This window comes from Gallibacterium salpingitidis, from assembly GCF_030517105.1.
GTDB classification, from domain to species: domain Bacteria; phylum Pseudomonadota; class Gammaproteobacteria; order Enterobacterales; family Pasteurellaceae; genus Gallibacterium; species Gallibacterium salpingitidis.
The window spans coordinates 1,561,440-1,586,224 of the sequence record NZ_CP103875.1; the positions used below are offsets into that span (position 1 = coordinate 1,561,440).

The window sequence follows — 24,785 nt, forward strand, 5'->3', positions numbered from 1 at the left end:
CATTCAAATCCAAGCTATCCTGAGATGCTTCATATTTATTATTTGTATAGTTTTACAGGAAATGTACTGCAATACAGTACATTTCCTGTATAAATTAAATGGATAACTGTCACGAGACTTTATTTACATTTTTCAAATGATTCCGCTTGAATTAAGACGGGTGTTTGATGATGTGCTGTTTCCCATCCAAAAAGTGAACCATGGACAACTTGGCATCCAAGCGGTGTTTTTTCTCCAGGTTTACGATTGATATTGATCACTTGCATCCGTATCACATTTTTTGCAGCATCATAAAAATCAGCTTTATTAACATTGATACTTTTTTGTAAATATAAGAATGGATAATCATTCTCTAGTTTAATTGTTCCTGTTAATGTAACAGGCTCATTATAATTATATGCCTTTGCTTCAGCCAAAGTACATACACCTAAACTAATACCAAGTACTGTTATCATGAAAACTTTTTTCATCTTATATTACCCTCTCTCTAGTGAATAGTGAACATTAACTTTCTTTCCCAACAATCCAACCTTCATGTTTACGAATAGCTTTTACAAATTGTTCTCTCTGTGCATCTGATAGTGCATTCATAGGCGTATTTCTGTCAAGTCCTGTTGCCTTTGTAATTTGGTTGATATATAACTCAGTGTTATTTTCTTTTGGCGGTGCATATCGTTCCATCGCTTTCGCTATACTAAGATTATTATAGGAGTTTGTTTTTAGTAAAGCATGAATTGCTTTCTCTCCCGCTTTTTCATCAGGAAATACAGCAAATCCACTCGGCCCACATCCTATTGCGCCCATACTCCGCGAAAAATCCCCACATTTTATATTTCCAGGGTTGTTATTCCGCCAAGCTAACGAACCACCTTCACGCCGTGTTAAAGTTCCATCTGCGTTTTTATAAACAGTAGCTCGTCCATCTGCATACGCGCCATCAGATAATCGCGATAATGCGTTTGAACCACTATTAGAGGTACTACCTCCTGAAGAAATGCTATTCCAGATACCTGTACTGCCTGATCCTTGTGGTACATTTAAGTCAATTGGCTCATCGGGACGAATATAGAAATTACCTTCATTGCTGTTATCTATTTCTTCTTTTTTCCCTTCTAAGACTCGCTGTTTATCTTGAGCATTGCTATCAAGTGATGTCTGTTGTTCTTGAATACGTTTATTCATTACAGCTAATGTCGTATTGTTAGTTAAGCTATGTTGTAATTCCATCTCCATGCGCACTTGATTAATTTCTCTATCTAGCATCGTCAAAGCTTTCTCAAGCTCTGCTTGTGCTTTTTCATTTACCGCAACATTTGGCTCTCTCATACCCGCTAAAATTGTTCGTCTTGCAAGTAATGCTTTGTCTAACACTCGAGATAACGCTATTTCACTTGCTAAACGATGAGATAATACGACTGCATCAGGATCTTCTTTTAATGCTTCGATTAAACCTCTTGTTATTGGAATTTTTGGAGAGGATACAGCTTGTAATTGTTCTGCTGTTGGCTCTTGTGTATTAAGGACATCTTCCAAATCTTTTAAGACCTGGATATGCTCCTCTTCAATGATTGGTGATAATCCAGCTCCCGCAGTTGCTTTTTGTTGTCCGCAAGTGTTACAAGTTGCCAGTCCTTTGTCGCCAATTACGCGCTTAGTAAAATTACGCACCTCTTCAGGTTTAGTAAATGCTTGACACAGCTGCCCACTACATTCATTATTTGCAACCGCATTTTTATTTAATACTGGCTTATTATTCAGTAAATTATAACCTGCTTCAACAACATCACCGATTACATCAATAAGTTTTTGTCCCTCGCCTCCCCGTTTTTCGCCACCTATCCAATTGATACCTTTCTTACCCCCATCTTCTTCTGATTTTTTCTTCGCTTTAACTGCATCTTGTTCTTGTGAGGCAATTTGTACAAAATTTTGTTGTTGTGCCATTACACCCCAATTAGCGTCAGCCATATAATCTGCCATTTTACTCGATATGGCTTCACAGCTTGTTTTTGCCGCAGCAAAATCTAATCTACCTTGTAAAACCCCATTAGTCAGGAGATCATATAATTGTGGATTAGCACGCTGAATAATCAATGCTGGCATACTAGCAACAGCTCCTGTCGCTGATTGAATAATATTACCCATTAAATCTTTAAATCCTTCGGTGAGCCCATTTAGCTGATTTTTTACGGTTGTCTTAATGTCAAAATTACCGCACATTAAATTTGCTTTCCACCCTAAACCGAATGCAAGTTCATAGGGTCTTTTTCTACTGGGTGGTGTCATCACCGCAGATCCTCCGCCAATTTGATAATACACTCTATCCGATAAAACTGAACCAGATTGATTTACCGCATATTGGTTTGCAGCTTGTATAGAGCTTGTACAAGAGAAAAGTAATAGCGTTAATAAAGAGAGTTTAAATTTCATTACATTATCCTTTTAATTCCAATCTGTACTAAATAAAAAAGTTTGCCCACGTCGTTTGCAGCAGCTATAAGGTCTCCATAGCGCCCAAGCGTAATCTTGTTGTGTTGAGATTTTGTCCGAGTAAGTATCTGATGGAGAACGATCAGGAAAAATGGCACAAGAATTTTCCATTTTTGGATATAACATTTGCCATTTGTGCGTTTTAATCTTCCCTTCCTCAATAGGAGGCGGAGGCCAATAGCCACGGCTAGGTCGTGCTTTTTGTGCTGCGGGAATATATACGTGTAATTGTCCTGTACGTGAGATAATATCTGCTGCTCGTTGTGCCGTAACAGATGCCGCCTTATATGGATGAATTTGTGTAACAGCTCCCGCTCTCGGATAAATATTCCCCCACATATCACCTAAATTTCCAATTTCGCGTAATCCTGGTGTAATAGCTTCTGGATAGAGAGACTCAGGCATACCAGTACGCCAACCAACAATATCTAATCCACTTAAGAAATGTGGCTTAAAGGGTGATGTTTGCGTATTACAATAATAGCCAGATCGACTTAACAATTGAGTAATTGCACCACCTGGATGGCCAATAACGTCCACGTTCTTAAATGTCAGTTGGGAATATTGTTTTGTTTGTGGACGTTCATTTTCTGGCCCAGCTTTGATCCCCTGCCCCAATAATTTCACTTCCGTCCACGGATTTTGCCCATCATGGTTGTAGCTACTTACTACTTGCTCAGGTAGGTAATGTCTTACTTTCACAGAAGTTCGTACACGACAGCCTCCCCACCCGCAATATAACCAATAGCAGATACCAACAACACGATATTCCATACAACTATGTGATGCACTTGATGCCATAATTTGTGCAGTATTTAAGGCAAATGCACTTCCTACAGAAGATGACAATAAAAAAGTTGTAAAAAGTTTAGACATTTTCATTGTGCTGACTCCTTATACTGCTGATAACGAGCCAAAGCGACACTCACATCGGTAATGCCATAAAGCACATAATTTTTGTGATCTGTTCCTGTAATTTGAATTGCTGGTATCTTACGAATACCGTTAGTAAAAGCAGCGGAAACACCTTCATAAGCGAATTTTAATTGCTGTTCCAGTTGTAACCATTCATTAGACTGTCGCAGTTGATTAATCTGTTGCAAAGCAGCTTCTGGCTGTTGTCCTAACGGAAATTGCTCAGCAAATTTATCTTCTACTTGTTGTACTTGATCTAAATAGTAGATTTTGTTTGCCAGTTCAGCATGCTGAATGGAGTAATTTTGAGAGGTATATACCGTTACTTGTCTTTCTGCTTCTATCGCAGAAGCAAAGTTAGTACACAGACAGACGACGATAGACACAACTAATTTCTTCATATGTTCCTCATTAAAAACAAAATGGGAACATAATTAAATTACATAGATGAGGAAAAAGTGAACAGGAAATTGATTATCAAAAAAAATCAAAAAATTCAGAATTGCCATCTTTTATAGATCTAAAAGTATTCAAAACCAGCATAATCATTATTAAGTTTTTATTTCTAGGAGTATTTTTGCAAAGAAAATGTTGTTGTTGCTTTTTATACTTTAGCTCCAGCCTTTACAAACTTTTTATATAGCGTAGTATAGAGGTCATAGCTATAGCAATGCTGAAGATAGGATACATAATGCTCTCTTTAAAAAATATCGACTTCAAAGGTGTTAGAGGAATAAATGAACTTAAATTAACGTTATCAGATAGCTCAATTAACGTATTAATTGGTACAAATGGCATTGGAAAAACAAAAGCACTTGAAGCACTCTATACGTTATTAATCTTCACAAATACAGCTTTTCAAGAATATGGAATGTCTGGAGAGAATGTTGTTTTTAATGAATGCTTGATTGGTAATGAGCAGTTGATTCGTATAGATACAGAAAATTGGCGATATATCAATCAATATCTCACTAACGATAAACTCTCTCATTCCTATCCTGTTATATTTCTTGCCGCTCAAAATCGAGGGAAAATAAAGAGTGAATATGAAAATAACAATGGTAATCGCATTGCACCTTTAGGAACTGCTGATACACGTGCACAGAACTATTTCAACCATATTATTAACTCAATGAGCAATGATTTTTCATCTCTCAATATGGATATGCCTATTCAAGAATGGATTATTCAACGTGCAAATTCTTCAACAAGTTATCAAGATGAAGAAGATAATAGAGAGTTAGAATTAATCTCGCTATTGAAGATTTTAAATAAAATTGATGAACGGATTAGTTGTGATAAATCAACACTAAAAATATCTGGAGATAATCAAGTTTCCATTCTGGTTGATGGTAAAAAAACGAAACTAAGCGAATTAAGTAGTGGCTTTGCATCACTGATAAAAATAATCCAATCCATTATTGCAGGTTATTCATTCTTCACCAATAGCCAACAAATAGAGAATATCGAAGGATATGTATTAATTGATGAAATAGAGAGTCACCTACATTTAGAATGGCAAACGAAAATTTTACCCATTCTATCTGAAGTATTTCCTTGCACTCGTTTTATTATAACAACACATTCTTCTTTGGTACTCTCTCAATTATATAATGGTTCCGCATCCCGCTTGGTAAATAAGGATAATAAGATCATCAATGAAGATATTCCTAATGCAAGTAATTTCGCTCTAATTGATCTGCTACAAGAGGCTTTTGATATAGATCTTAATCAAATTAAAATTAAGTCAGCAAAAGCTGAACATCAAGAACAAGCTAAAAAAGCAATCTTAGACTTATTAGGAGTATAAAATGAATGGTGTTTTACTCGATGCAAATATTCTTATTGATGCCTTAAATGATAAAGACAGTGAATCAGCTAGAAAATTAAAAATGCTAATGGAAGATAAAAATACCGTCATTTTTATTACACCTCTAATTAGCTATGAAGTATTACGTGGTCTTGCTTGGGAAGACAAAGAAACCTATCAGAAGGTAAAAACAGCCATCGCTTCATTTTCATCACTTAATATTGATCATAAAATTACGAATTTAGCAAGTGATCTATTTCGATTTGAAAAATATGAACGTCTTCAAAAAGGACAAGAAACCAAGAAAATAGATAAACACAATTTTGATATAGTGCACTTTTCAACAGCTAAAATTCATAATCTAGAGCTCGTTTCAAATGATAAAGATATGCAAAGTTGGGATGAGCTATATCAGAAGATCTAATACTAGTTATCTGATAACACTAAATTGATTTTTTTGAATAATCAATTTCCTGTTCACTTTTTCTTCATCTATGTAATTTAATAGTGTTCCTTCTTTAATCAAACAATGAGGAACACTATGAAAAAAACAACACTAGCACTACTCTTATCTGCAATTTTATCAGCTTCAGCAACCGCAGAAGAAACTCAACAACAACCGAATATTGTCAATATTACCATTAATAATATTGGCGATGATTCAGGGCTTGAAATGGGAGCTGGCTCTCGTGCAAGAGGGGCTGGTTCTATCGCAACGGGAAAAAACTCTGTTGCACTAGGCAAAAACGCTGTTGCCACAGGTGGCAATGAAACCAAAGACAGCATTAATGCAAAGCTCGCAGAAAACAAGCAAAAGCTAGCTGATATTGCCACAGCTGAGGCGAATACAAACCGCTTGCTTAGTGAACTACAAAACATCCGAAAGGTCGAAGCGGATGTGATTGAAGCTGGCGAACGTGTAAAACAAGTGCGATTAGCAAAGCAATCAGCATACAACGTATGGCAAGAAAAACTCAAAACGTACAACGATACCGTTGCAGGATCTGCTCAATTTTTAAGAGACGCTCAAGCTAAGATTGACGATTTAAACAGTCGATTAACTGGGGTAAGCCGTATTGGTAATGTGGATATTAGCTCAGACGAGGGACTAACCAACGCCGCGACACAGCTTAAATCTATTGTCGAGGAAGGCACTACGTTGAATTTAAGTGTGGATTTTTATAAAGATTATGTGAGCAGTTATTATCGGGCGTTGGGAGATTTGCGGTCAGCAATACAATTAAATAATTCTTTCATTAGAGCTTACTCTTCAAGTGGCAATTTACAATACCTGGCGGGATCTAGTCTATATCATTCAATTACAAATCAATCCATCACTCCAGGAATCATTAAATCAATTGAAATAAACCAAGATTGTTCGTGGGATGGCTCTTACTGCTATTCAGTTTATTACCTTAACTCTGATGGAGTAATATCATACTCCAGAGTCAAAGGAGAAACTTTAAATATAAACTATAACGCAGGAGATGCTACTTTACCATTAATCACTAGTAACATCGCGAATGAATCAGTAATAAATGAAGAACAATATCATTCCATTTTAAATAATTATAATCGGGTATTAAATGCAGTAGAAAAAACGGCTGATAACTATCCTTATTCTGAATTTATGCCAGATAATTATAAGTTAGATATAAAGAATGGCTTATATAGACTATTACTTACATATAAAGCAAATTTAGATAAGATGTATTTTCAGTGGAAATATGAACAAACACATGAAACAACATGGCTAGATAAAAAAGCTAATACGTCATCTCTACTGCAAGAAAAACTGAAAAATTATCCTGTCAGCAACTCATTATATGATCTGAATACATTATTTCGGAAAAATGTTGAAAATTATTATTCTCAGTGGAAAAAAGAAAATATTACTGATGTTATAGAAAAAAACAAACTGACAACAGAAACACTGACAGCTGAGTTAGAAAAAGCTCTTGGCATTAACAAAAATGCGATTGCAGAAAAAGAAGCTGAGATCGCTCGCCTAAAGACGGCAGCAGACCAAGCAAAATCTACATACGACAACACAAACCCAAGTGCTGCGGACTTAGCACTATCACAACGCTATGAAGAAATCATGCGACAACTCACCGCAAAAGCGAATGAACTCAAATCTGAACAAGATAGATTACAAGCATTGCGTGACGCTTTAACACTAAACGACTTGACCAATGTTGGCGAAAATGCCTATGCCATTGGCACAAATGCCCTCGCAACAGGCGCTAACTCACTTGCGATTGGCACAGATACCATCGTGACAGGTGAAAACTCCATTGCCATTGGCAAAGGATCGGCTGTAACAGGGACTAACTCGATTGCGATTGGTACAGGGCATAATGTATTGGGTAACAACTCAGGGGCTTTTGGTGACCCCAATTATATTTACGGTGATGGTAGTTATGCGTTCGGTAATAACAACACCATAGGTAATGCTACAAAACCACATCAAGCAGGTAACAATACTTTCGTATTAGGATCCAATGTAGTCACAACGGCGAATCATGCGATCATCCTCGGAGCGAACAGTGCAGATGGTGGCGACAATACCGTATCTGTCGGCTCTGCCGCAGCACAACGTAAGATTGTCTATGTGGCTGACGGCACGATTAGCCAAACCAGTAAAGACGCTATCAACGGTAGCCAAATTCACGATATCCTTGAAAACGGCACGGCAGTGAATGTCGAGAATTGGAAAACCCTACTCGAGGTAGGATCAACTGAAAATAGTGCAACCGCAACAGCATTAAGTAATCTAGCATCAGACGTAGCCAAGCACCTTGATGGAGGCTCATCAGTGGACACTAATGGGCGAGTAACAGCACCGACATACTCGATTACGGACGTAACTAGTACAACACCAACGGCTAAAAATTACAGCAATGTTGGGGCTGCATTAACTGCACTTGATAGTAATACTAAAGCTCTTAATACGACATTAGGTAAAAAAGCAGATAAAACTGATATTACTAATATCAATACTAGTTTAGACGGTATCAATACAGCATTAAATGGCAAAGCCAATACCAGCCTTAATAACATTACGAGTGATGGCGAAACAGTGATTAAAAACCTTGCCAAAGGTGCTGTGAAGGTTATTGCAGGAACCAATACTACTGTGACTGAAAGCACCGATGGCGATGCCAAAACCTACGCTGTCAATGTCTCTAATGAAGCGATTAAAGGGGCAGTACAAAAAGACTTAGATGGTAAAGCAAACAAAGACGCAAGCAACCTTGTGTCAGCGGATGTGCAAAAATGGCAGGAGAAACTTGGTAATGGTAAGAATACCAAAGGCGATAAAGGCTTGATTACTGGCGATACGCTAAATACAGCTTTAACTGCTGCATTATCAGATAAAGCAAATAAAACTGATATTACTAATATCAATACTAGTTTAGACGGTATCAATACAGCATTAAATGGCAAAGCCAACACTAACCTGAATAACCTTACTACGGATGGTGAAACGGTGATTAAGAACCTTGCCAAAGGTGCTGTGAAGGTTATTGCAGGAACCAATACTACTGTGACTGAAAGCACCGATGGCGATGCCAAAACCTACGCTGTCAATGTCTCTAATGAAGCGATTAAAGGGGCAGTACAAAAAGACTTAGATGGTAAAGCAAACAAAGACGCAAGCAACCTTGTGTCAGCGGATGTGCAGAAATGGCAAGAGAAACTTGGTAATGGTAAGAATGCCAAAGGCGATAAAGGATTGATTACTGGCGATACACTGAATATTGCTTTAGAAACTAAAGCAGATAAAGGTGATATTACTACGATTAATACCTCTCTCTCTAATAAGGCTAATACTGACCTGGACAATATAACTAATAATGGTAAAACCACTATTAAGAACTTAGCCAATGAAGCTGTAGAAATCGTAAATGGTACTAATACTACCGTATCTAAAACTGTTAAGGACGGTAATACATTGTATGCGGTCAATGTATCTAATAACGATATTAAAGAAGCTATTCAGCCAGACCTAAATACTAAAGCCAATACAGATGCAAGTAATATTGATGCTGAAAAATATGCTAAAAAACTGGGCATAGGCACAATTTCAGAAACTGATAAAAATCTTGTTAACGGTAAAACTGTTTATACCGCAATTCAGAATGCAGTAATCAACGGTATAGACATATCTAACAAGGCAGATAGATCAGCGAAAAATCTCACTGCTCAAGATGTAGAAAATTGGCAAGCAAAACTTGGTACAAATGAAGTCAAAGCAAATAGTAAACAACTTATCACAAGCAGTGCAGTACATAGCTATGTGCGTGATATGACTCGTAACACATTAGCACAAGCAAATACTTATACTGATATGCGTATTAATGGATTGAAACAGCATACAGATAAGCAAATCAAGCAACTTAAAGAAGAAACAAGAGCGGGTATTGCAAGTGCAATGGCAATGGGAGCAATCCCAACTGTTAGCAACAAACGTTACAGCGTTGGTGCAGGCACAGCAACATTCAGAGGTGAAAGTGCGGTTGCAATCGGCTTACGTGTTAAGAGTGACAAAGATAACGCTGTTGTTAGCTTTAGTGCATCTGCAAGCTCAAATGGCGACATAGCAGGCGCTGCTGGGTTTGCATTCGGTTTCTAATCAATACAACTCTCTCACTCATACGAGAGAGTTTTTCTTTTATTTACTGATTAAAAATAAAAAGCAAAAGGCAAATAAGGGAGCCTGCGGCTAAGGGTAAATATTAAGGGTAACCGTTCCTCAAAGAGGAACGGGCCTACCCGTAAATGGCTTCCAATTTGATACACAAAAGGCAAAAAGGCAGAAAAGGCTATGAAATTACTACATACTTTAGCTCATAGAATTTTTAGAAAAAATCGTATTGAAATAACTAAACGGCAAGAAAATACTCAGCTCTATCAAGATAATAAACTACTTTCAGATGGTTGGTTACAACCAAAAACTGCTTCAGAACTTTTATCTACACCACTTCGCCAAAAATTAATTAAAAATATCTATCAATCAGTATCTATGTCTGAAGCAATGTTCAAGACACTCTATCACAAAGCTATCGAACAATATGCAGAATTAGTACAAGAATTACCTGCGTCAGAAACTCATCATCATGCACATTTAGGAGGTATGCTAGATCATGGTTTAGAAGTGATCTGTTTTGCTGTCAAATTGCGACAAAATTATTTATTACCGCCGAATTCTGCTCCAGAAGAGCAAGCTCAACAAAGTGAAGCTTGGACTGGTGCAGTAATTTATAGTGCATTAATTCATGACATTGCCAAAATTCTTACAGACATAGAAATTGAAACAACGAAAGGAAGATGGTATTTGTGGCAAGGAAAAATCAACACCCCTTACCGCTTTAAACACATTAAAGATCGCGATTATCATTTACATCCGACAATGGGATCATATATTACAAATTATTTATTATCCCCTCTATCACTAGATTGGCTTGCAAAATACCCTGAAGCCTTTTCATCTTATTTTTATTTAGCTGCTGGACACTATGATAAAGCAGGTTTACTCGGAGAAATTATACAACAAGCCGACAAAATGAGCGTTTCATTATATTTGGGTGGCGATACAACAAAACTAAAACAACCTCAAAAATCTTTTGCTAACCAAATTCTTACCGCCTTACGTTACCTTATCGAACATGATCTCCAACTTAATAATGAGAAAAGCGGTTCGGACGGATGGTTAACAGATGAAGGGCTTTGGCTTGTTAGTAAAACAGTAACGGATAAAATTCGAGCATACCTTATGCAACAAGGAATATCCGTTCCTGCCCAAAACAGCAAATTATTTGATGAAATGCAAGCTCATAGGTTAATTGAAGCAACACCCGACAATAAAGCAATTTGGAATGCACAAATAAAATCGAATGCAGGCTGGCAACCTCAAATCTCTTTTACCCTCTTAAAAGTAAGTCCATCATTAATCTGGGACAGTATTGACAAGCGACCAACCGTGTTTAACGGAATAGTTATTGTCAACAATCAAAGTGAACAAAAGAATACTGATGATGATAATTCTGGTACAGATGTCAATAATATTATCCCAATAGATACACAAGAGAAAAAATTTAATGATAGTTTTGATTTTGCATTAAACCTTTTTAATACACCAGATGATACAAAACAAAAGCAAGATGAACAGAAACAAGAAAACAGTATTACTAATGAACTAGTTCATGCAACCGAAAAAATTTCAACATTATCCGATACTATAACGTTACTGACAGATAATACAGACCAAATAAATACAGAAATAAATGCAGAAAAATTTGTAGAATGGCTGAAAACATCACTTGCTAACGACACATTCCCAACAAATGAACCACAAGCAAAAATACATTTCGTTAACGATTGTATTTTTTTAGTAACCCCAGGTATTTTTCAAGTCTATTGCCAAACAACAGCAGGTAACACTAACTCCTGGAGAGAGTTACAGAAACAATTTCAAAGATTGAATTTACATAAGAAAAAGCAACCAGGAAATTTCAATATTTGGACTTGTATTATAAAAGGAGATTATAAAACATCCAGAGTAAAAGGCTATTTAATTGAAAATATTGAATTTTTTACAAACAAACAGTATTTTAACAATATGTATCTTACTTTACAGGATGTGAATGATGGAGAAAAAGAATAATTTCTGTGGTGAAGATATAACACTAGATGAACTTCTAGATCTGTTTTTAACTTATAAATATTTAAGACAGAAAACGAAGGACACTTATAGGAGGATGGTTTCTATATTTACAAAAGCTCATCCAGATATATTAGTCAGTCAAATTACAAAAGAAGTACTCTTAACCTGGCGCACTCACAAATTACAAACGGTGAATGAAGTGACATGGAATAACTGTATGCGACATTGTAAAGCCGTATTTAATTTTGGGCTTAAAAATAAGATAATTCCTCAAATAGATAATCCCTTTGTAGGCACATTCCTTCGTGAACCAAAGAAAAAAAGAAAAACGATAAAAGATCAAGATTTGAATGTGCTCATTAATTTGCTAGAAAAACAAAATGACAAAAAAGCATTATCACAACTATGTGGAGATTACTGCCCCGTTTTTTACGCACAAGCTTTAATTTTTACATTATTGTACACAGGAATACGGCGTAATCAGCTCTTACAGTTACAAATCAACCATATTAATTTGAATGAACGCACCATATTTATACCACATAACATAAATAAAACTCATGATGATCATACTATTCCTATTGCGTCAAAACTTTATCCTTATCTCAGCACTTTAGTCGATGAATTACATAAAAGAGGAATACTAGATAATGAGAAATTATTTAATATCAATCATGTATCAAAGACGACAAAACATATGGGCGACATGACAGAAGACCAATTATCATATTTTTTCAGAAAACTATCCAAGATTACCAATATACGACTATCATCTCATAGATTTAGGCATACATTAGCGACAAATTTAATGAAAAAACCAGAGCAGAATCTCTATGGCACACAGAAATTATTAGGGCATAAAGATATTAAGACCACATTAAGTTATATTGAATATGATGTAGATATGTTGCGTCAGCTAGTAAATTCAATTTAAGCTGCAACAAATTAGCATATAATAAATAAAATAGGCTTTACATAATTAAGGAAAAACATTAGACTACCTATTGATCAAAAATTAATTATAGGTAGTATAATTATTATATTGATCAATAAGATATAAAACTCTATATTTAACTGTTTATAATATGACCTTAGACTTACATATTACATTTCTCATTATGTATAATCATTTGGTCTTTCTAACAGCTCCAACTTAATCGGTCAGAACAATTGGCTTACAGCGATTGACTCATAATCGATTGGTCACAGGTTCAAGTCCTGTTGGGGGCACCATCATGTAATAATCTTTTCAACTATCCAATTCATTAATGTCATTAATTTTCTAAAAGCTTGTTACTTTATCTCAAGTAAGAGAAAAAATATATAAACTGCTATAACCAACAACAGAAGCTCTCTACAAAATTGGAGAGAGGCTGGAAAATTTGAAAAATATAATATTTTCAATATAGTTATATAAAAATCTATATAGAGTCATTCTGCTGGAGGTGACTAAATGAATGGTCTCATAATTTTAGTTGCCGGGCTGTTACTTCTCATAATAATCGAGAAGCTCATAACTCGGAATTGGTTAGGTCTGTTCCTTTTGGTGATTGCCTTAATATTAATTTTTGGTATCAACTGACACAGCAATACTTAGCATTTATAGTCTCTTTATCCTCGCCAATTTGATCTTCTTGTTAACATATTTATAATATTTAGCTTTATGTTATTGATAGGAGGCATTATGGCAGAAAATACAAAAGCAGTAGAAAACACTCTGAATACTTCCATTGATTTGCAAAATGTAGATTGGCATTCCCTTTTCAGTCAGCAACAATTGTTAAACTTTTTCCATGATTGGGTTGTACCTTATTCTTTAAAAATTTTATTAGCGATTGTTATCTTCTTAATCGGGAAACGCTTAGCGAGATTTATTAGTAAATTGCTTGGTGCAATGATTAATCGCACAGTGAAAGATGAAATGTTAAGTGAATTTATTCGCTCTATTTCATATTTTGCTCTGTTATTAATCGTGGTAATTGCCGCGCTTTCGCAGCTAGGTATTAATACCACTTCATTAGTTGCATTAATTGGTGCTGCCGGTTTAGCCATTGGTTTATCGTTACAAAACTCATTACAAAACTTTGCCGCAGGTGTGATGATTTTAATCTTTAAACCTTTTCGTAAAGGTGATTGGATCGAAGTTGCTAGCGGCGCAGGTACAGTGACACAAATTGGCTTATTAATGTTGGAATTGCGTACCGGCGATAATAAAACGGTTTTAGTACCAAATAATCAGATCTTTACGCAAAAAATCACTAACTACTCAATGAATAAAACTCGTCGTATTGATTTTATTTTTGATATTTCTTATGAAGCCGATATTACTAAAGCGAAAGAGATTATTGCACGTTGTTTAGCGGAAGAACCTCGTGTTTTAAAACACCCTGAACCATTAATCGCCGTCGGTGCATTGGCAGCAAGCAGTGTGCAATTATTTGTGCGTCCTTGGGTTAATACTGGCGATTATTGGAGCGTACATTACGCCATTATGGAGAAAGTTAAAATAGAATTTGATAAGGCGGGAATCGATATTCCATTTAATCAATTGGATATTAATCTTACCAGTAACCAAATTGAAGCTATTGAGAAGAATAGTGAACAAAAATAAGTGAAAAAAAGTGCGCTAATTTGGCGCACTTTTTTATTGTTGTAATAATCGCTTGGTCTGTTCAGTTTGTGGATCGGCAATGACATCTAATGTTTCGCCATATTCTAAAATTTGCCCTTCGTGTAATACCAATAATTCATCTGAAATATGCTTAATAATGCCAATATTTTGCCCGATATAAATATAAGCAATGCCTAATTGCTCTTGCAGTTTTAGTAATAAATTAATTAATTGTGCTCTTACTAACGAATCCAACGAGTTTAATGCGTCATCCACAATAATCACTTCTGGTTCAAGGATTAACGTCCGCGCTAACGCAATACGCTGTTTTTGACTAATAGTTAAATCACTAAAACGAATATTGGCATGAATCGGTGATAAACCCACTAGGCGTAGAGTTTGAAATATTTTGTGGTTTCGTTCCGCTTCGGATAATGGAGTTGCTAAACGTAACGGTAAATCCAACGTTTGCCCAACATTAAGATGAGTATTAAAAGTTGCATTCGGATCTTGAAACAACATTCTGATATGTTTAGAACGAAAAGAGTAATCACCGAACTTTAATAGGCGATCTTTAAAATAAATCTCACCTTGGCTAGGTTCAGTAATCCCGACAATCATCTTGGCCAATGTTGATTTCCCTGAACTATTTTCACCAATAATCGCTAACGTTTTGCGTTGTTCAATTTGGAAAGAAATATCTTTCACTGCATCAAAGGCACGATTAAATAATGCATTACCACTAGCAGGAAAGGTTTTCGTTAAATTTTCAACACGTAACACCACTTCACTCATTGTTATTACTCATCTTTATCTATTTCATTCGCTTGAATGGTTATTGGTTCAATTTTCTCGGCTGCAACGGAATGAACACGCATATTTAGCGGATAATAACAAGCGTATTCATGTTGTTTCACCCGACGTGTTGGCGGTTTAGTAACACATTTACGTTGTGAAAATGGACAACGAGGCCCTAAACGACAACCAATTGGCAAATTAGTCAATAACGGCACCATACCAGGTAAAGCATTCAATTGTGTTTTTGGCCCTAGCGGCACATTGTAATCCGGATTTGAATTCATCAAAGCTTTGGTATAAGGGTGATACGGGGATTCCATAATCATCTCTTTTGGCCCAGATTCTACCGATTGCCCACAATATAAGATATTAAGCGTATTACACCATTCGCTTACTGATACCAAATCACTACTTAAAAATAGAATTGTCGTACCATGATTTTGGTTCATCGCTAACAATAAACGATAAATTTGTGTTTGCGTGTTGGTACCTAAAGTGTTAATCGCTTCATCCGCAATTAAAAGGCGCGGTTGATTGGCAATCGCCATCGCTATCATCACTTTTTGCCCTTCACCTTCGGTAATTTCATCCGGATAACTGCGCATAATATCGCGGTGATCGCGAATACCTACGCGGTGTAATAACTCCACCACTCGCCGTTTTTTCCAGCCAAACCAGCGCCACCACTTCCCTTTAAAAGTCCAGTTGGGAATACTTTGCCTTAGCTGTGCGCCAATCGTTTTACTTGGATCAAGATACGTCAGCGGATCTTGATAAATCATCGAAATTTGCCGCCCAACCAATTTACGCCGTTTAGAGGTAGAGAGTTTCAACAGTTCAACATCATTAAAGCGAAAACGGTCTGCGCTGATGATCCAATCCTCTTTTACCGCGTTACAAATCACTTTAGCGATCAAACTTTTTCCTGAACCTGACTCCCCCACCAAGCCATACATATCTTCTTCATTCAGCGTCAAATTGACATTATCAACAATCCGCACTTTGCCATTGGCGGTTTTAATATCAATACATAAATTACGAATATCTAATAAAGCCATAAGATCTCCCGTTTATGAATGATATTTATGAAAAGCACGCAATAAGCTATTGCTTAAAATAATAATCACCAGAATAGACAGCATAATCGCCGTTCCCGGTAATACTACTGCCCAAGGCGCAATATATAATAAATCCAATGCGTCACGAATCATTGCGCCCCATTCTGGAACAGTAGAAGCTGCACCCAAAGAGATGAAACTCAACGCACTCACATCCATAATCGCTAAAATAAAAATTCTGGAAATTTCTCTGACAAAAACAGGGAAAATATTCGGCACAATAGTCTCTTTTAACAGTAAATATTTGGAAATTCCTTCTAAACGTAACAACACCACATAATCTTTTTGCAGCTCTTGTTGTACCGCACTATCAATTTGATGAATAAAGTGCGGTAATAACGCTAGAAAAATCGCCAACATCGCGTTTTGTAAACCGCTATCCATTAAAGCGGCAATAATAATCGCCACCAATAAAATTGGAATGGATAAAAAGATATCGCCAAGATATTTTAAAGTTCTGGATTTCACCCCTTGATTGATGCCGACTAATAAACCTAATACACCACCAAGTAATAAAATGGCTAACACAATTAATAGTGCTGAACCAAAGGTGTAATGTACACCCCATAAAAGGCGACTAAAGAGATCGCGGCCAATATCATCTGTGCCTAATAAAAAAATTAAATCCCCAGCTTTATCCCAAAATGGCGGAATTAACTCTTTACCGATAAATTGTTGATCTGGCGAATACGGTGACAAATAAGGTACTAAAATCGCAATAGCGACTAATGCAGACAAACAAAATAGACTAAACAGCGCAATTTTGTCTTGTCGAAAAATAGACCAGATTGCAGAAATGGTATTGGTTATACGAAAATCTTCTGCGCGTTGCTCAATCATACCAAGCCTTTTTCTTATAAGGATCTAATAAAAATTCACTTAGATCTGCTAATAAATTAATCATTAATACAATCAATCCAATCACCATTACCCCAATCGCTACCGCATTGTAATCTTGTTCTGATAATGCCGCGATCAACCATTGCCCAATGCCAGACCAATTAAAAATATTTTCAATCAACATACAAGAAGCAAAAGTTAAGGTAAAAGTACGAATAATTTGTGGCAAAATCGGCCCTAACGTATTACGCAACAGATAAATCCGTAACACACGCATTTTTGACCAACCGCGAATTAAAGCACTTTTCGTATAATTCGCCGATACCACTTGATCAGCGCGATATTGTGTAAGTCGAATAATCTCCATCATTGGTGTAATCATCAATACCAACGTTGGCAACGCTAAATGTTGTAATACACTTTGCACAATTTTGATGCGATAAGGCTCTTCCACAAACCAAACATCAATAATCGCAAAACCTGTTATCGGTTTAATATCATATAAAGCGTTATATTGCCCAACGGAAGAGATCTCCCAATTATAAATCGCAGCTAAATACAACAAGATTGGCCCTATCCAATAAACAGGAATAGATAATCCCACTGAGGAAACACCACGAATAAAACTGCCCACCGAACCACGATTTAATGCGCCGATAAAACCTAATGGAATACCAAATAGTAACGCTAAAAAAAGCGCGGCAATACAGAGTTCTAAAGTTGATGGTAAAACTAACAGAATTTGATCTCTTAATAATTCACCGCCAACATAAGTGATACCAAAATCGCCGCTAAGCAGTTGATTAATATAACTAAAATATCCTGCAAACAACGATTTATCAAACAACACTTGGTTCAATGGATCTTTCAACATTATCCAATAAGAGATCATTGTTAATACGATTAATGAGATAAAAATTAATAATAATCGTCTGATCAATGCAACCATCATTTTTGCACCTCATTTAACGATAACGCTCTAAAATGGATATTGCCGAATGGTGTCATATTAATACCTGCAACTCGGTTATTCGCAACCAACACATTATTAACCGTAGCAATTGGAATAATCGGCACCTGACGCACAATAATTTGCTGCGCCATATCATAATCTAATGAACGTAATAGCTGTACATCTGTTTGTAACGCTTTTACTAATAACGCATCCATCGGCGGATGACACCAGCTACTTAAATTGGAAATGGTACTTTGTGAAGGGCAACTTAAAATCGGTCGTAAAAAACTATCAGGATCCAAGTTATTGGTTACCCAACCAGTTAAAATCATATCGTAATCGTCTTTGCCTTCTTCTACACGTTTTTTCAAGAAATTATACGAAACAACCTTGATATTGACCTTAATCCCCACTTTAGCCAAATCATATTTAATCATCTCGGCCATTTTTATCGGATTAGGATCGTACACCTGTTCCTCATCAATCACCCAAAATGACAACGTAAGATTTTTATTAGTTAATAAGGAACGTGCTTTTTCAGGATCATAGTCATAATCAAAAGCGGTAGCATTAAAGCGTGATGCCCACGAAATCTGCGGAATAATCGATTGTGCCACTTTCGCAGTACCATAATAAATATGTTTAATAATGCGTTGGCGATTAATTGCAAAGGCAATCGCACGTCTAGTATCAACATTCTGCATCACTTGACGTTTCATATTTAAGGCAACAAACGCCAAATTCATACTATCAGACACGCTAATACGCACGCTCGGTAACCGTTCATTTAACAACTTTAATTGGCTGGCGTCTGGAAACGCCACAATATCGCATTCACCATTTAAAAATTTTGCCAATCTGCCTGTTTTTGTTGTCGAAACATCAATCACGACATTCTTAATATTGGCACGTTCTCCCCAATACTCATCATTACGAACTAACCGAACGTTGCGATCTCTAAAGTAGCTTTTTAATTGATAAGGCCCTGTTCCTACTGGCAATGTATCCAATTGCGCTAAGTTATCATCGGCATTTAATTGCAAAGCATATTCATAGGATAAAATAACCGCATTTGGCCCAGATAAATGCGAAAGTACCGACGCATCTGGTGATACTAAATGAATTTGCACTTGATAAGGATTAATCGCGACCACTGATTTGATCTTATTTCTTAACCGAATACTTTCAAAATAAGGGAAATGTTTATTTTTGGCTTTTTCATTAAATAATTCATATTGTGAAACTTTACTGCTATTTGTATTCACATTTTCATCTGCAGGAAAAATTCCATCATTTTTACCAATAATACGATTTAATGAAAAGACAACATCCTCAGCATTAAAATCACGTGTCGGAGTAAACCATTCGGTTTTATGAAATTTCACTCCACGACGAAGATTAATAGTGATAGTTCGACCATCTTTCGAAAGATAATAAGAGGTCGCCAACGACGGAACTACGTGGTTATCGTTGCCACTTAATTCAAATAACTTATTATAAATCTGATCGGCAACAATATTAGTATTAGTGCCGATATCCGCTGTTTGTGGATTTAAAGAAACGGGTAAAGAATGAGTGCAATAAACTAACCCATTATCTAACACTTGTTTCGGTACGCTCGGCGCAGCAAGCGCAAAACCTGCCCCAAATAAGCCAAGCCAATACAGCACAAAATATCTTGATAAAACCATAATAAAACCAGTGCGATGCACTACATTCAATCGATACATTGATGAAAACAGCATATTAACGAGTGAATTTTCCTTTGTAAAAGGAAATACTAGCTATTAGTCGATTAATTCAACAAAACGACGATCTTAATCAATACTCTGACGAACAGCAAGTTATCAACCAGCATTCAAAAATGTATCAAAAATAGATTAACTATTTAAAATTAGTGAAAAAAATGTTACCTAAAACGATTTAGCTTACAACAATTTGGTCTATTTTTTAGGCACCTAATCAATTTTGATTATTTTTTTATTGTATAAAATAATTATTAAACTAAGATCAGCGCCACTGTTATCATTTGTGGCAATGATAATAAAGAATATTGACTTTTTTATGATTAATAATTTTAGGACACATTTATGATTAATTTATTTGAACAAACTGATCCAAGCCGTCGTCGTTATGGCGTGGCTGCTTTTGTTGGGATCTTTGCTGGCTTACTTTCTGCTTTCGTAAAATGGGGTGCTGAACATCCTTTCCCACCGCGCAGCCCATTAGATCTTTTTACTGCAGCTTGTAAAGATCCATCACAAGCATTAGAGGTTTGCTCACGTGCTTTCTTAAATCCACCACACGTATTTTTAAGAGATTATTTAGGTATCGATCCTACTGCACCTGCATTTACTTTTGCAGATCAAGCATTTAACTGGATTGGTGTTACTCACATTATTTTCTCTTTAGTGTTCGCTATTGCTTACTGTATCGTTGCAGAACGCTTCCCTAAAGTGAAATTATGGCAAGGTGTACTTGCAGGGATTATTTGTGATATCTGTGTTCACTATATCTCATTCCCACTTTTAGGTTTAACACCACCTGTTGCAGAATGGCCATTCTATGAACACGTTTCAGAGTTTGTTGGTCATATCTTCTGGTTCTGGACAATTGAATTAGTTCGTCGTGATTTACGTAACCGTATTACTCACGAACCAGACGCAGAAGTGGCTCTTAGCCAAGCACGTTAATTACGTAAATTCCTTTTATCAATAACATTCATACACTAATTAAAATACGCTTTGATCGCCGATTAAAGCGTATTTTTCTATTTAGCTTCTGATTAACTCCTTGATCTGACTAAATTTAAACCCATATTACATCGCCTGTTTTTCTCTTTTGTACAAATAAGCTACACTATAAAAAATCATTTTTTAGGCGACAAATATGCTAAGAACGTTACAAAATGAACTTGATAATCTGATTGAACATAGTTTAGACCAAACCTTACGTTTAGCAGTAACTGGGCTAAGTCAAAGTGGGAAAACCACCTTTATTACAGGTTTAATTAATCAACTACTCTCGTTAAATACTACTGATAATCCGCAACTTCCTTTATTTAGTGCCGCACGTAATCAGCAAATTGTCGGCGTAAAACGTTTAACACAAAAAAATTGGACTTTGCCACGTTTTGAATATGAAGAAAATCTGCTCTCGCTAGAACAATCGCCACCGCGTTGGCCGCAATCAACCCGCGGTTTAAGTGAAACACGTTTAGAAATTCATTATCAGCACAAACAAAGTTTGTTACGACATTTCAAATCACAAGGCGTATTGTATTTAGATATTTTTGATTATCCTGGCGAATGGCTTTTGGATTTACCATTGTTATCGCAAAATTTCCAGCAATGGTCGCTGGCGATGCAACAACTGCAACAAGGTGAACGTAAGCAATTAGCGGAACATTGGCTGCAACAACTACAAAAATTGGATCTTACTGCGCCGGCTGATGAACACGTGTTGGCACAATTAGCGAAAAATTACACTGATTATTTACACCAATGCAAAGCACAGGGTTTCTATTTTATCCAACCGGGTCGTTTTATCTTACCCGGTGAGGCAGAAGGTTCGATTGCTTTGCAATTTTTCCCATTAATTCACTTAACTTCTGAACAATGGCAACAACTGAGTAAATCAGCCGATAAGAAAAGTTATTTTTATGTATTACAACAACGTTATGATTTTTATCGTAATCAAATCGTAAAAGGGTTTTATCAGCAACATTTCTCTCGTTTTGATCGACAAATTATTTTAGCCGACTGTTTAACTGCGCTAAATCATAGCCGTCAAGCTTTTGTCGATATGCAAATGGCATTACGCGCGCTGTTCCAAAGTTTTCATTATGGACAAAGAAATTTTTTCAATCGCCTATTTGCGCCAAAAATTGATAAGTTGCTCTTTGCTGCTACTAAAGCCGATCATATTACTACTGAACAAATTCCAAATTTGATCAGTTTGTTACGTCAATTAGTACAAGCCGACGGTGAACATTTGCAGTTTTCTCATATTGAAGTAGATTTCACTGCTTTAGCGGCTATTCGTGCCACACAACAGGTTATTGTTGAAGAAAAAGGGGAAAAATTTAAAGCAATTCAAGGCGTCAGAAGCCGCGATCAAAAACTAATTACCTTGTTTCCCGGTAGTGTGCCAACGCGTTTACCTACCGCTGATTTCTGGCATAACTCCACCTTTGAATTTGATCAATTTGAACCGCAACAAGCCGTCAGCGGCGAAGTCTTGCCACATTTACGTTTAGATGCAGTATTAGAATATTTGTTAGGAGATAAATTAAGATAATGCAAGAGAAAAAATTGTTTCAAGCAAGCACAGAATCCAATACGCGCGAAGAAGCTCATCAAGCTAAACGTGAATTTCATTCTGCCCAAATAGCGATTGATGAAGAAGCGTATCAAGAAAATAGCCAACCGGAAAACGATTTACAATATGCGCTACAACGCCCTCTTTCTTGGTGGCAAAAAGGTTTACTAGGTACCGGACTACTCTTTTCTGTCGCCGTCATCGCCCAAGCCATTCAATGGCTAATCGACGCTTGGCAGCAACATCAATGGATTGATTTCGCCTTTGCTTTAGTTTTTAGCAGCATTGTCACCTTAGGTTTTAGCGCTATCATCAATGAATTTCGTCATCTACGCCAACTAAAAAAATTAGCTTTATTGCAGCAACAAAATAAAAATGTACAAACGCAAGCTGCCGCTACCACAACAATGGTTTCTGCGAATGAAGGAGCGAAAATTACGCAACAATTAAGCCAATATATGCAAATTTCTACGCAAGATGCTAAATATCAACGCTGGCAGCAATTTGCTGATCAAGGTTATACACCACAAGAATTACTACGTTTGTTTAGCGAGGAATTTTTACATCCTATTGATCTACAAGCGCAAAAAATGATTAATAAACAATCTATTGAATCTGCACTCATTGTCGCCATTAGTCCGTTAGCCTTGGTAGATATGTGTTTTGTTGCCTGGCGTCATCTCCGTTTGATTAATAAATTAGCCAAATTATATGGTGTAAAATTAGGCTATTTTAGCCGTATTCGTCTGATCAAGATGGTGCTATTTAATATAGCTTTTGCCGGTGCTACCGATGTAGTGCGTGAAATTGGTATGGATTGGTTCTCACAAGATTTAACTGCAAAATTATCTGCTCGTGCTGCACAAGGTGTCGGTGTAGGTTTATTGACCGCTAGACTTGGGATTAAAACAATGGAACTTTGTCGCCCTGTGCCTTTCACTGCACAAGAGCGACCAAAATTACACACCATTCATAAACTGTTATTAACAGAGGTGAAAACGGTTATTAAGGATAATCTGTTTAATAAAAATAAGCAGACCACTGATCTATAACCCCAACGCATATTTCAACGCTTTCCGCTTCACCATACCGGCACGCTCTGCTGCTAATAAAGCCATATTACGCGCTACCTTAATTGGCAATAATGGTGAACGGAAAGTTTTATAAAAAATATCCATTGTTGATTGCATCAATAAATTATCGTAATAACGTTGCTGCTGATAACGTTTGAGAAAGTCATCTTGGCTTAAGGTTTGATCTTTTTGCAAGGCTGCCGCCACATTATCCAACAAGCATTTCACATCTTTAAACCCTAAATTAACGCCTTGTCCTGCCAATGGATGAATACTATGCGCAGCATCACCAATCAAAATCACACCATTTTTATAATATTGCTGTGCATGACGACGTGTTAAGGCAAAACCACCACATTTTATTGCTGTTACTGCTCCCAAACGTTTTGGAAAAGCGGCTGTAATAGCTTGCGTTAATTTTTCCATTGAAAGCTGCTGTAATTGCGCGATTTTGGCTGGTGTATCATACCAAACCAAACAAGCCTGTTTTCCTTGCAATGGTAATAATGCACGCGGCCCTGTTGGATAAAATTGCTGCCAAGTCATCTTTTGCTGTTCAGCTTCAGTTTCTACCAAAATTAATAAACAATCTTGCTGATAACGCCAGCCTATTACGCCAATTCCCGCTAATTCTCGCCATTGTGAATTAGCGCCATCTGCAGCAATCACGCGTGCACTACAAATACATTCTCCAGTAGTTAAAGTTAAATACCACTGTTGTTGTACTCGTTCCGCTTGTTTAATTTGCGTATCAACGCAGTAATCCACATTCGGTAATGTCTGAAATTGCTGCCATAATCCTTCCTGAATTAATTGGTTTTCCACCATATAACCAAGCTCTGGCAACTGTAATTCTTCTGCAGAAAATGTAGTAGAAAAACCCTCAATTTCCCACGTACTTAATTGACGATAAGGACAAACTCGACGTGCTTTAATATAGTTCCACGCCCCTAATTTCTCTAATAAACGCACCGAACCTAAGCTAATCGCCGAAATTCGTAAATCATAATCTTGTTCTGTGCAAAAATGAGGTAATGGCGATCGTTCAATCACAAAAATATTTAACCCTAATTTAGCCAATCCTGCGGCACAAGCCGCACCGACCATTCCCCCGCCAACGATAATAAAATCATAATTTTTATATTGTGCGTCCATCTGTTTACCCTAATTTAATGACTCGGCATC

19 protein-coding genes are annotated in these 24,785 nt (G+C 36.6%); 9 read left to right on the top strand and 10 right to left on the bottom strand.

From position 1 onward, the window contains the following. Positions 1 to 119 precede the first annotated feature (119 nt). Genes NYR30_RS07610 through NYR30_RS07625 form a run of 4 tightly spaced genes read right to left on the bottom strand, consistent with a single transcriptional unit; the run spans position 120 to position 3,806 of the window. Complete coding sequence (locus tag NYR30_RS07610) at positions 120 to 470, bottom strand: DUF4431 domain-containing protein (RefSeq protein WP_302500391.1); 351 nt, start codon at positions 468 to 470, stop codon at positions 120 to 122. A gap of 34 nt (positions 471 to 504) precedes the next feature. Next, positions 505 to 2,430, bottom strand: coding sequence for an integrating conjugative element protein (locus NYR30_RS07615; RefSeq protein WP_302500392.1), 1,926 nt, complete (start codon positions 2,428 to 2,430; stop codon positions 505 to 507). Between the two features lie 12 nt (positions 2,431 to 2,442). Next, positions 2,443 to 3,372 carry a TIGR03756 family integrating conjugative element protein gene (locus NYR30_RS07620; RefSeq protein WP_302500393.1) on the bottom strand — a complete coding sequence of 310 codons (930 nt, stop codon included), beginning with the start codon at positions 3,370 to 3,372 and terminating at the stop codon, positions 2,443 to 2,445. Next, the gene (locus tag NYR30_RS07625; RefSeq protein ID WP_302500394.1) at positions 3,369 to 3,806 is read right to left on the bottom strand and encodes a TIGR03757 family integrating conjugative element protein; all 438 of its coding nucleotides are present in this window, start codon (positions 3,804 to 3,806) and stop codon (positions 3,369 to 3,371) included. The genes NYR30_RS07620 and NYR30_RS07625 overlap by 4 nt, the downstream gene beginning before the upstream one ends. Positions 3,807 to 4,096: 290 nt before the next feature. On the opposite strand from NYR30_RS07625, the gene NYR30_RS07630 reads away from it, so the two are divergent. The 6 genes from NYR30_RS07630 (at position 4,097) to NYR30_RS07655 (ending at position 14,496) form a co-directional block, all read left to right on the top strand. Continuing rightward, positions 4,097 to 5,215, top strand: a complete 1,119-nt coding sequence (locus NYR30_RS07630) for an AAA family ATPase (protein WP_302500395.1) — start codon at positions 4,097 to 4,099, stop codon at positions 5,213 to 5,215. Position 5,216: 1 nt separating this feature from the next. Continuing rightward, on the top strand, positions 5,217 to 5,639 hold the full coding sequence (locus NYR30_RS07635; RefSeq protein ID WP_302500396.1) for a type II toxin-antitoxin system VapC family toxin: 423 nt from the start codon (positions 5,217 to 5,219) through the stop codon (positions 5,637 to 5,639). 117 nt (positions 5,640 to 5,756) lie between these two features. Beyond that, positions 5,757 to 9,854: a YadA-like family protein gene (locus NYR30_RS07640; protein WP_302500397.1), complete on the top strand. Its 4,098-nt coding sequence runs from the start codon at positions 5,757 to 5,759 to the stop codon at positions 9,852 to 9,854. Positions 9,855 to 10,046: 192 nt separating this feature from the next. Next, entirely contained in the window at positions 10,047 to 11,885 is a 1,839-nt protein-coding gene (gene mobH / locus NYR30_RS07645) for a MobH family relaxase (protein WP_302500398.1), read from the top strand. Then, on the top strand, positions 11,866 to 12,819 hold the full coding sequence (locus NYR30_RS07650) for a tyrosine-type recombinase/integrase (protein ID WP_231113146.1): 954 nt from the start codon (positions 11,866 to 11,868) through the stop codon (positions 12,817 to 12,819). The genes mobH and NYR30_RS07650 overlap by 20 nt, the downstream gene beginning before the upstream one ends. 750 nt (positions 12,820 to 13,569) lie before the next feature. Next, a complete protein-coding gene (locus tag NYR30_RS07655) occupies positions 13,570 to 14,496 on the top strand; it encodes a mechanosensitive ion channel family protein (RefSeq protein ID WP_066107458.1) in 927 nt (308 codons plus the stop codon). A 33-nt stretch (positions 14,497 to 14,529) separates the two neighbouring features. On the opposite strand, the gene NYR30_RS07660 is transcribed toward NYR30_RS07655, so the two are convergent. The 5 genes from NYR30_RS07660 to NYR30_RS07680 are packed head-to-tail and all read right to left on the bottom strand — an operon-like array spanning position 14,530 to position 19,898. Further along, positions 14,530 to 15,291 (bottom strand): ATP-binding cassette domain-containing protein, encoded by a 762-nt coding sequence (locus tag NYR30_RS07660; RefSeq protein WP_066107461.1) that lies wholly within the window; start codon positions 15,289 to 15,291, stop codon positions 14,530 to 14,532. 5 nt (positions 15,292 to 15,296) lie between these two features. Further along, positions 15,297 to 16,352 carry a peptide ABC transporter ATP-binding protein gene (locus NYR30_RS07665; RefSeq protein WP_066111029.1) on the bottom strand — a complete coding sequence of 352 codons (1,056 nt, stop codon included), beginning with the start codon at positions 16,350 to 16,352 and terminating at the stop codon, positions 15,297 to 15,299. A gap of 12 nt (positions 16,353 to 16,364) precedes the next feature. After that, positions 16,365 to 17,252, bottom strand: coding sequence for an ABC transporter permease subunit (locus NYR30_RS07670; RefSeq protein ID WP_066107466.1), 888 nt, complete (start codon positions 17,250 to 17,252; stop codon positions 16,365 to 16,367). Next, on the bottom strand, positions 17,245 to 18,204 hold the full coding sequence (locus tag NYR30_RS07675) for an ABC transporter permease (protein ID WP_066107469.1): 960 nt from the start codon (positions 18,202 to 18,204) through the stop codon (positions 17,245 to 17,247). Before NYR30_RS07675 ends, NYR30_RS07670 begins: the two co-directional genes overlap by 8 nt. Then, on the bottom strand, positions 18,201 to 19,898 hold the full coding sequence (locus NYR30_RS07680; RefSeq protein ID WP_302502460.1) for an ABC transporter substrate-binding protein: 1,698 nt from the start codon (positions 19,896 to 19,898) through the stop codon (positions 18,201 to 18,203). Before NYR30_RS07680 ends, NYR30_RS07675 begins: the two co-directional genes overlap by 4 nt. A 399-nt stretch (positions 19,899 to 20,297) precedes the next feature. Between NYR30_RS07680 and NYR30_RS07685 the strand changes: the two genes are divergently transcribed. The 3 genes from NYR30_RS07685 to NYR30_RS07695 all read left to right on the top strand — a co-directional run bounded on the left by NYR30_RS07685 (position 20,298) and on the right by NYR30_RS07695 (position 23,579). Beyond that, complete coding sequence (locus tag NYR30_RS07685) at positions 20,298 to 20,900, top strand: YagU family protein (protein WP_066107472.1); 603 nt, start codon at positions 20,298 to 20,300, stop codon at positions 20,898 to 20,900. Positions 20,901 to 21,096: 196 nt separating this feature from the next. Beyond that, positions 21,097 to 22,506, top strand: coding sequence for a YcjX family GTP-binding protein (locus NYR30_RS07690; protein ID WP_066111032.1), 1,410 nt, complete (start codon positions 21,097 to 21,099; stop codon positions 22,504 to 22,506). Next, entirely contained in the window at positions 22,506 to 23,579 is a 1,074-nt protein-coding gene (locus tag NYR30_RS07695) for a YcjF family protein (protein WP_066111035.1), read from the top strand. The genes NYR30_RS07690 and NYR30_RS07695 overlap by 1 nt, the downstream gene beginning before the upstream one ends. Here NYR30_RS07695 and NYR30_RS07700 read toward each other — a convergent pair. Further along, complete coding sequence (locus tag NYR30_RS07700) at positions 23,574 to 24,755, bottom strand: FAD-dependent monooxygenase (protein WP_066111037.1); 1,182 nt, start codon at positions 24,753 to 24,755, stop codon at positions 23,574 to 23,576. The two genes, NYR30_RS07695 and NYR30_RS07700, sit on opposite strands and share 6 nt — an antisense overlap. Positions 24,756 to 24,785: the final 30 nt, after the last annotated feature.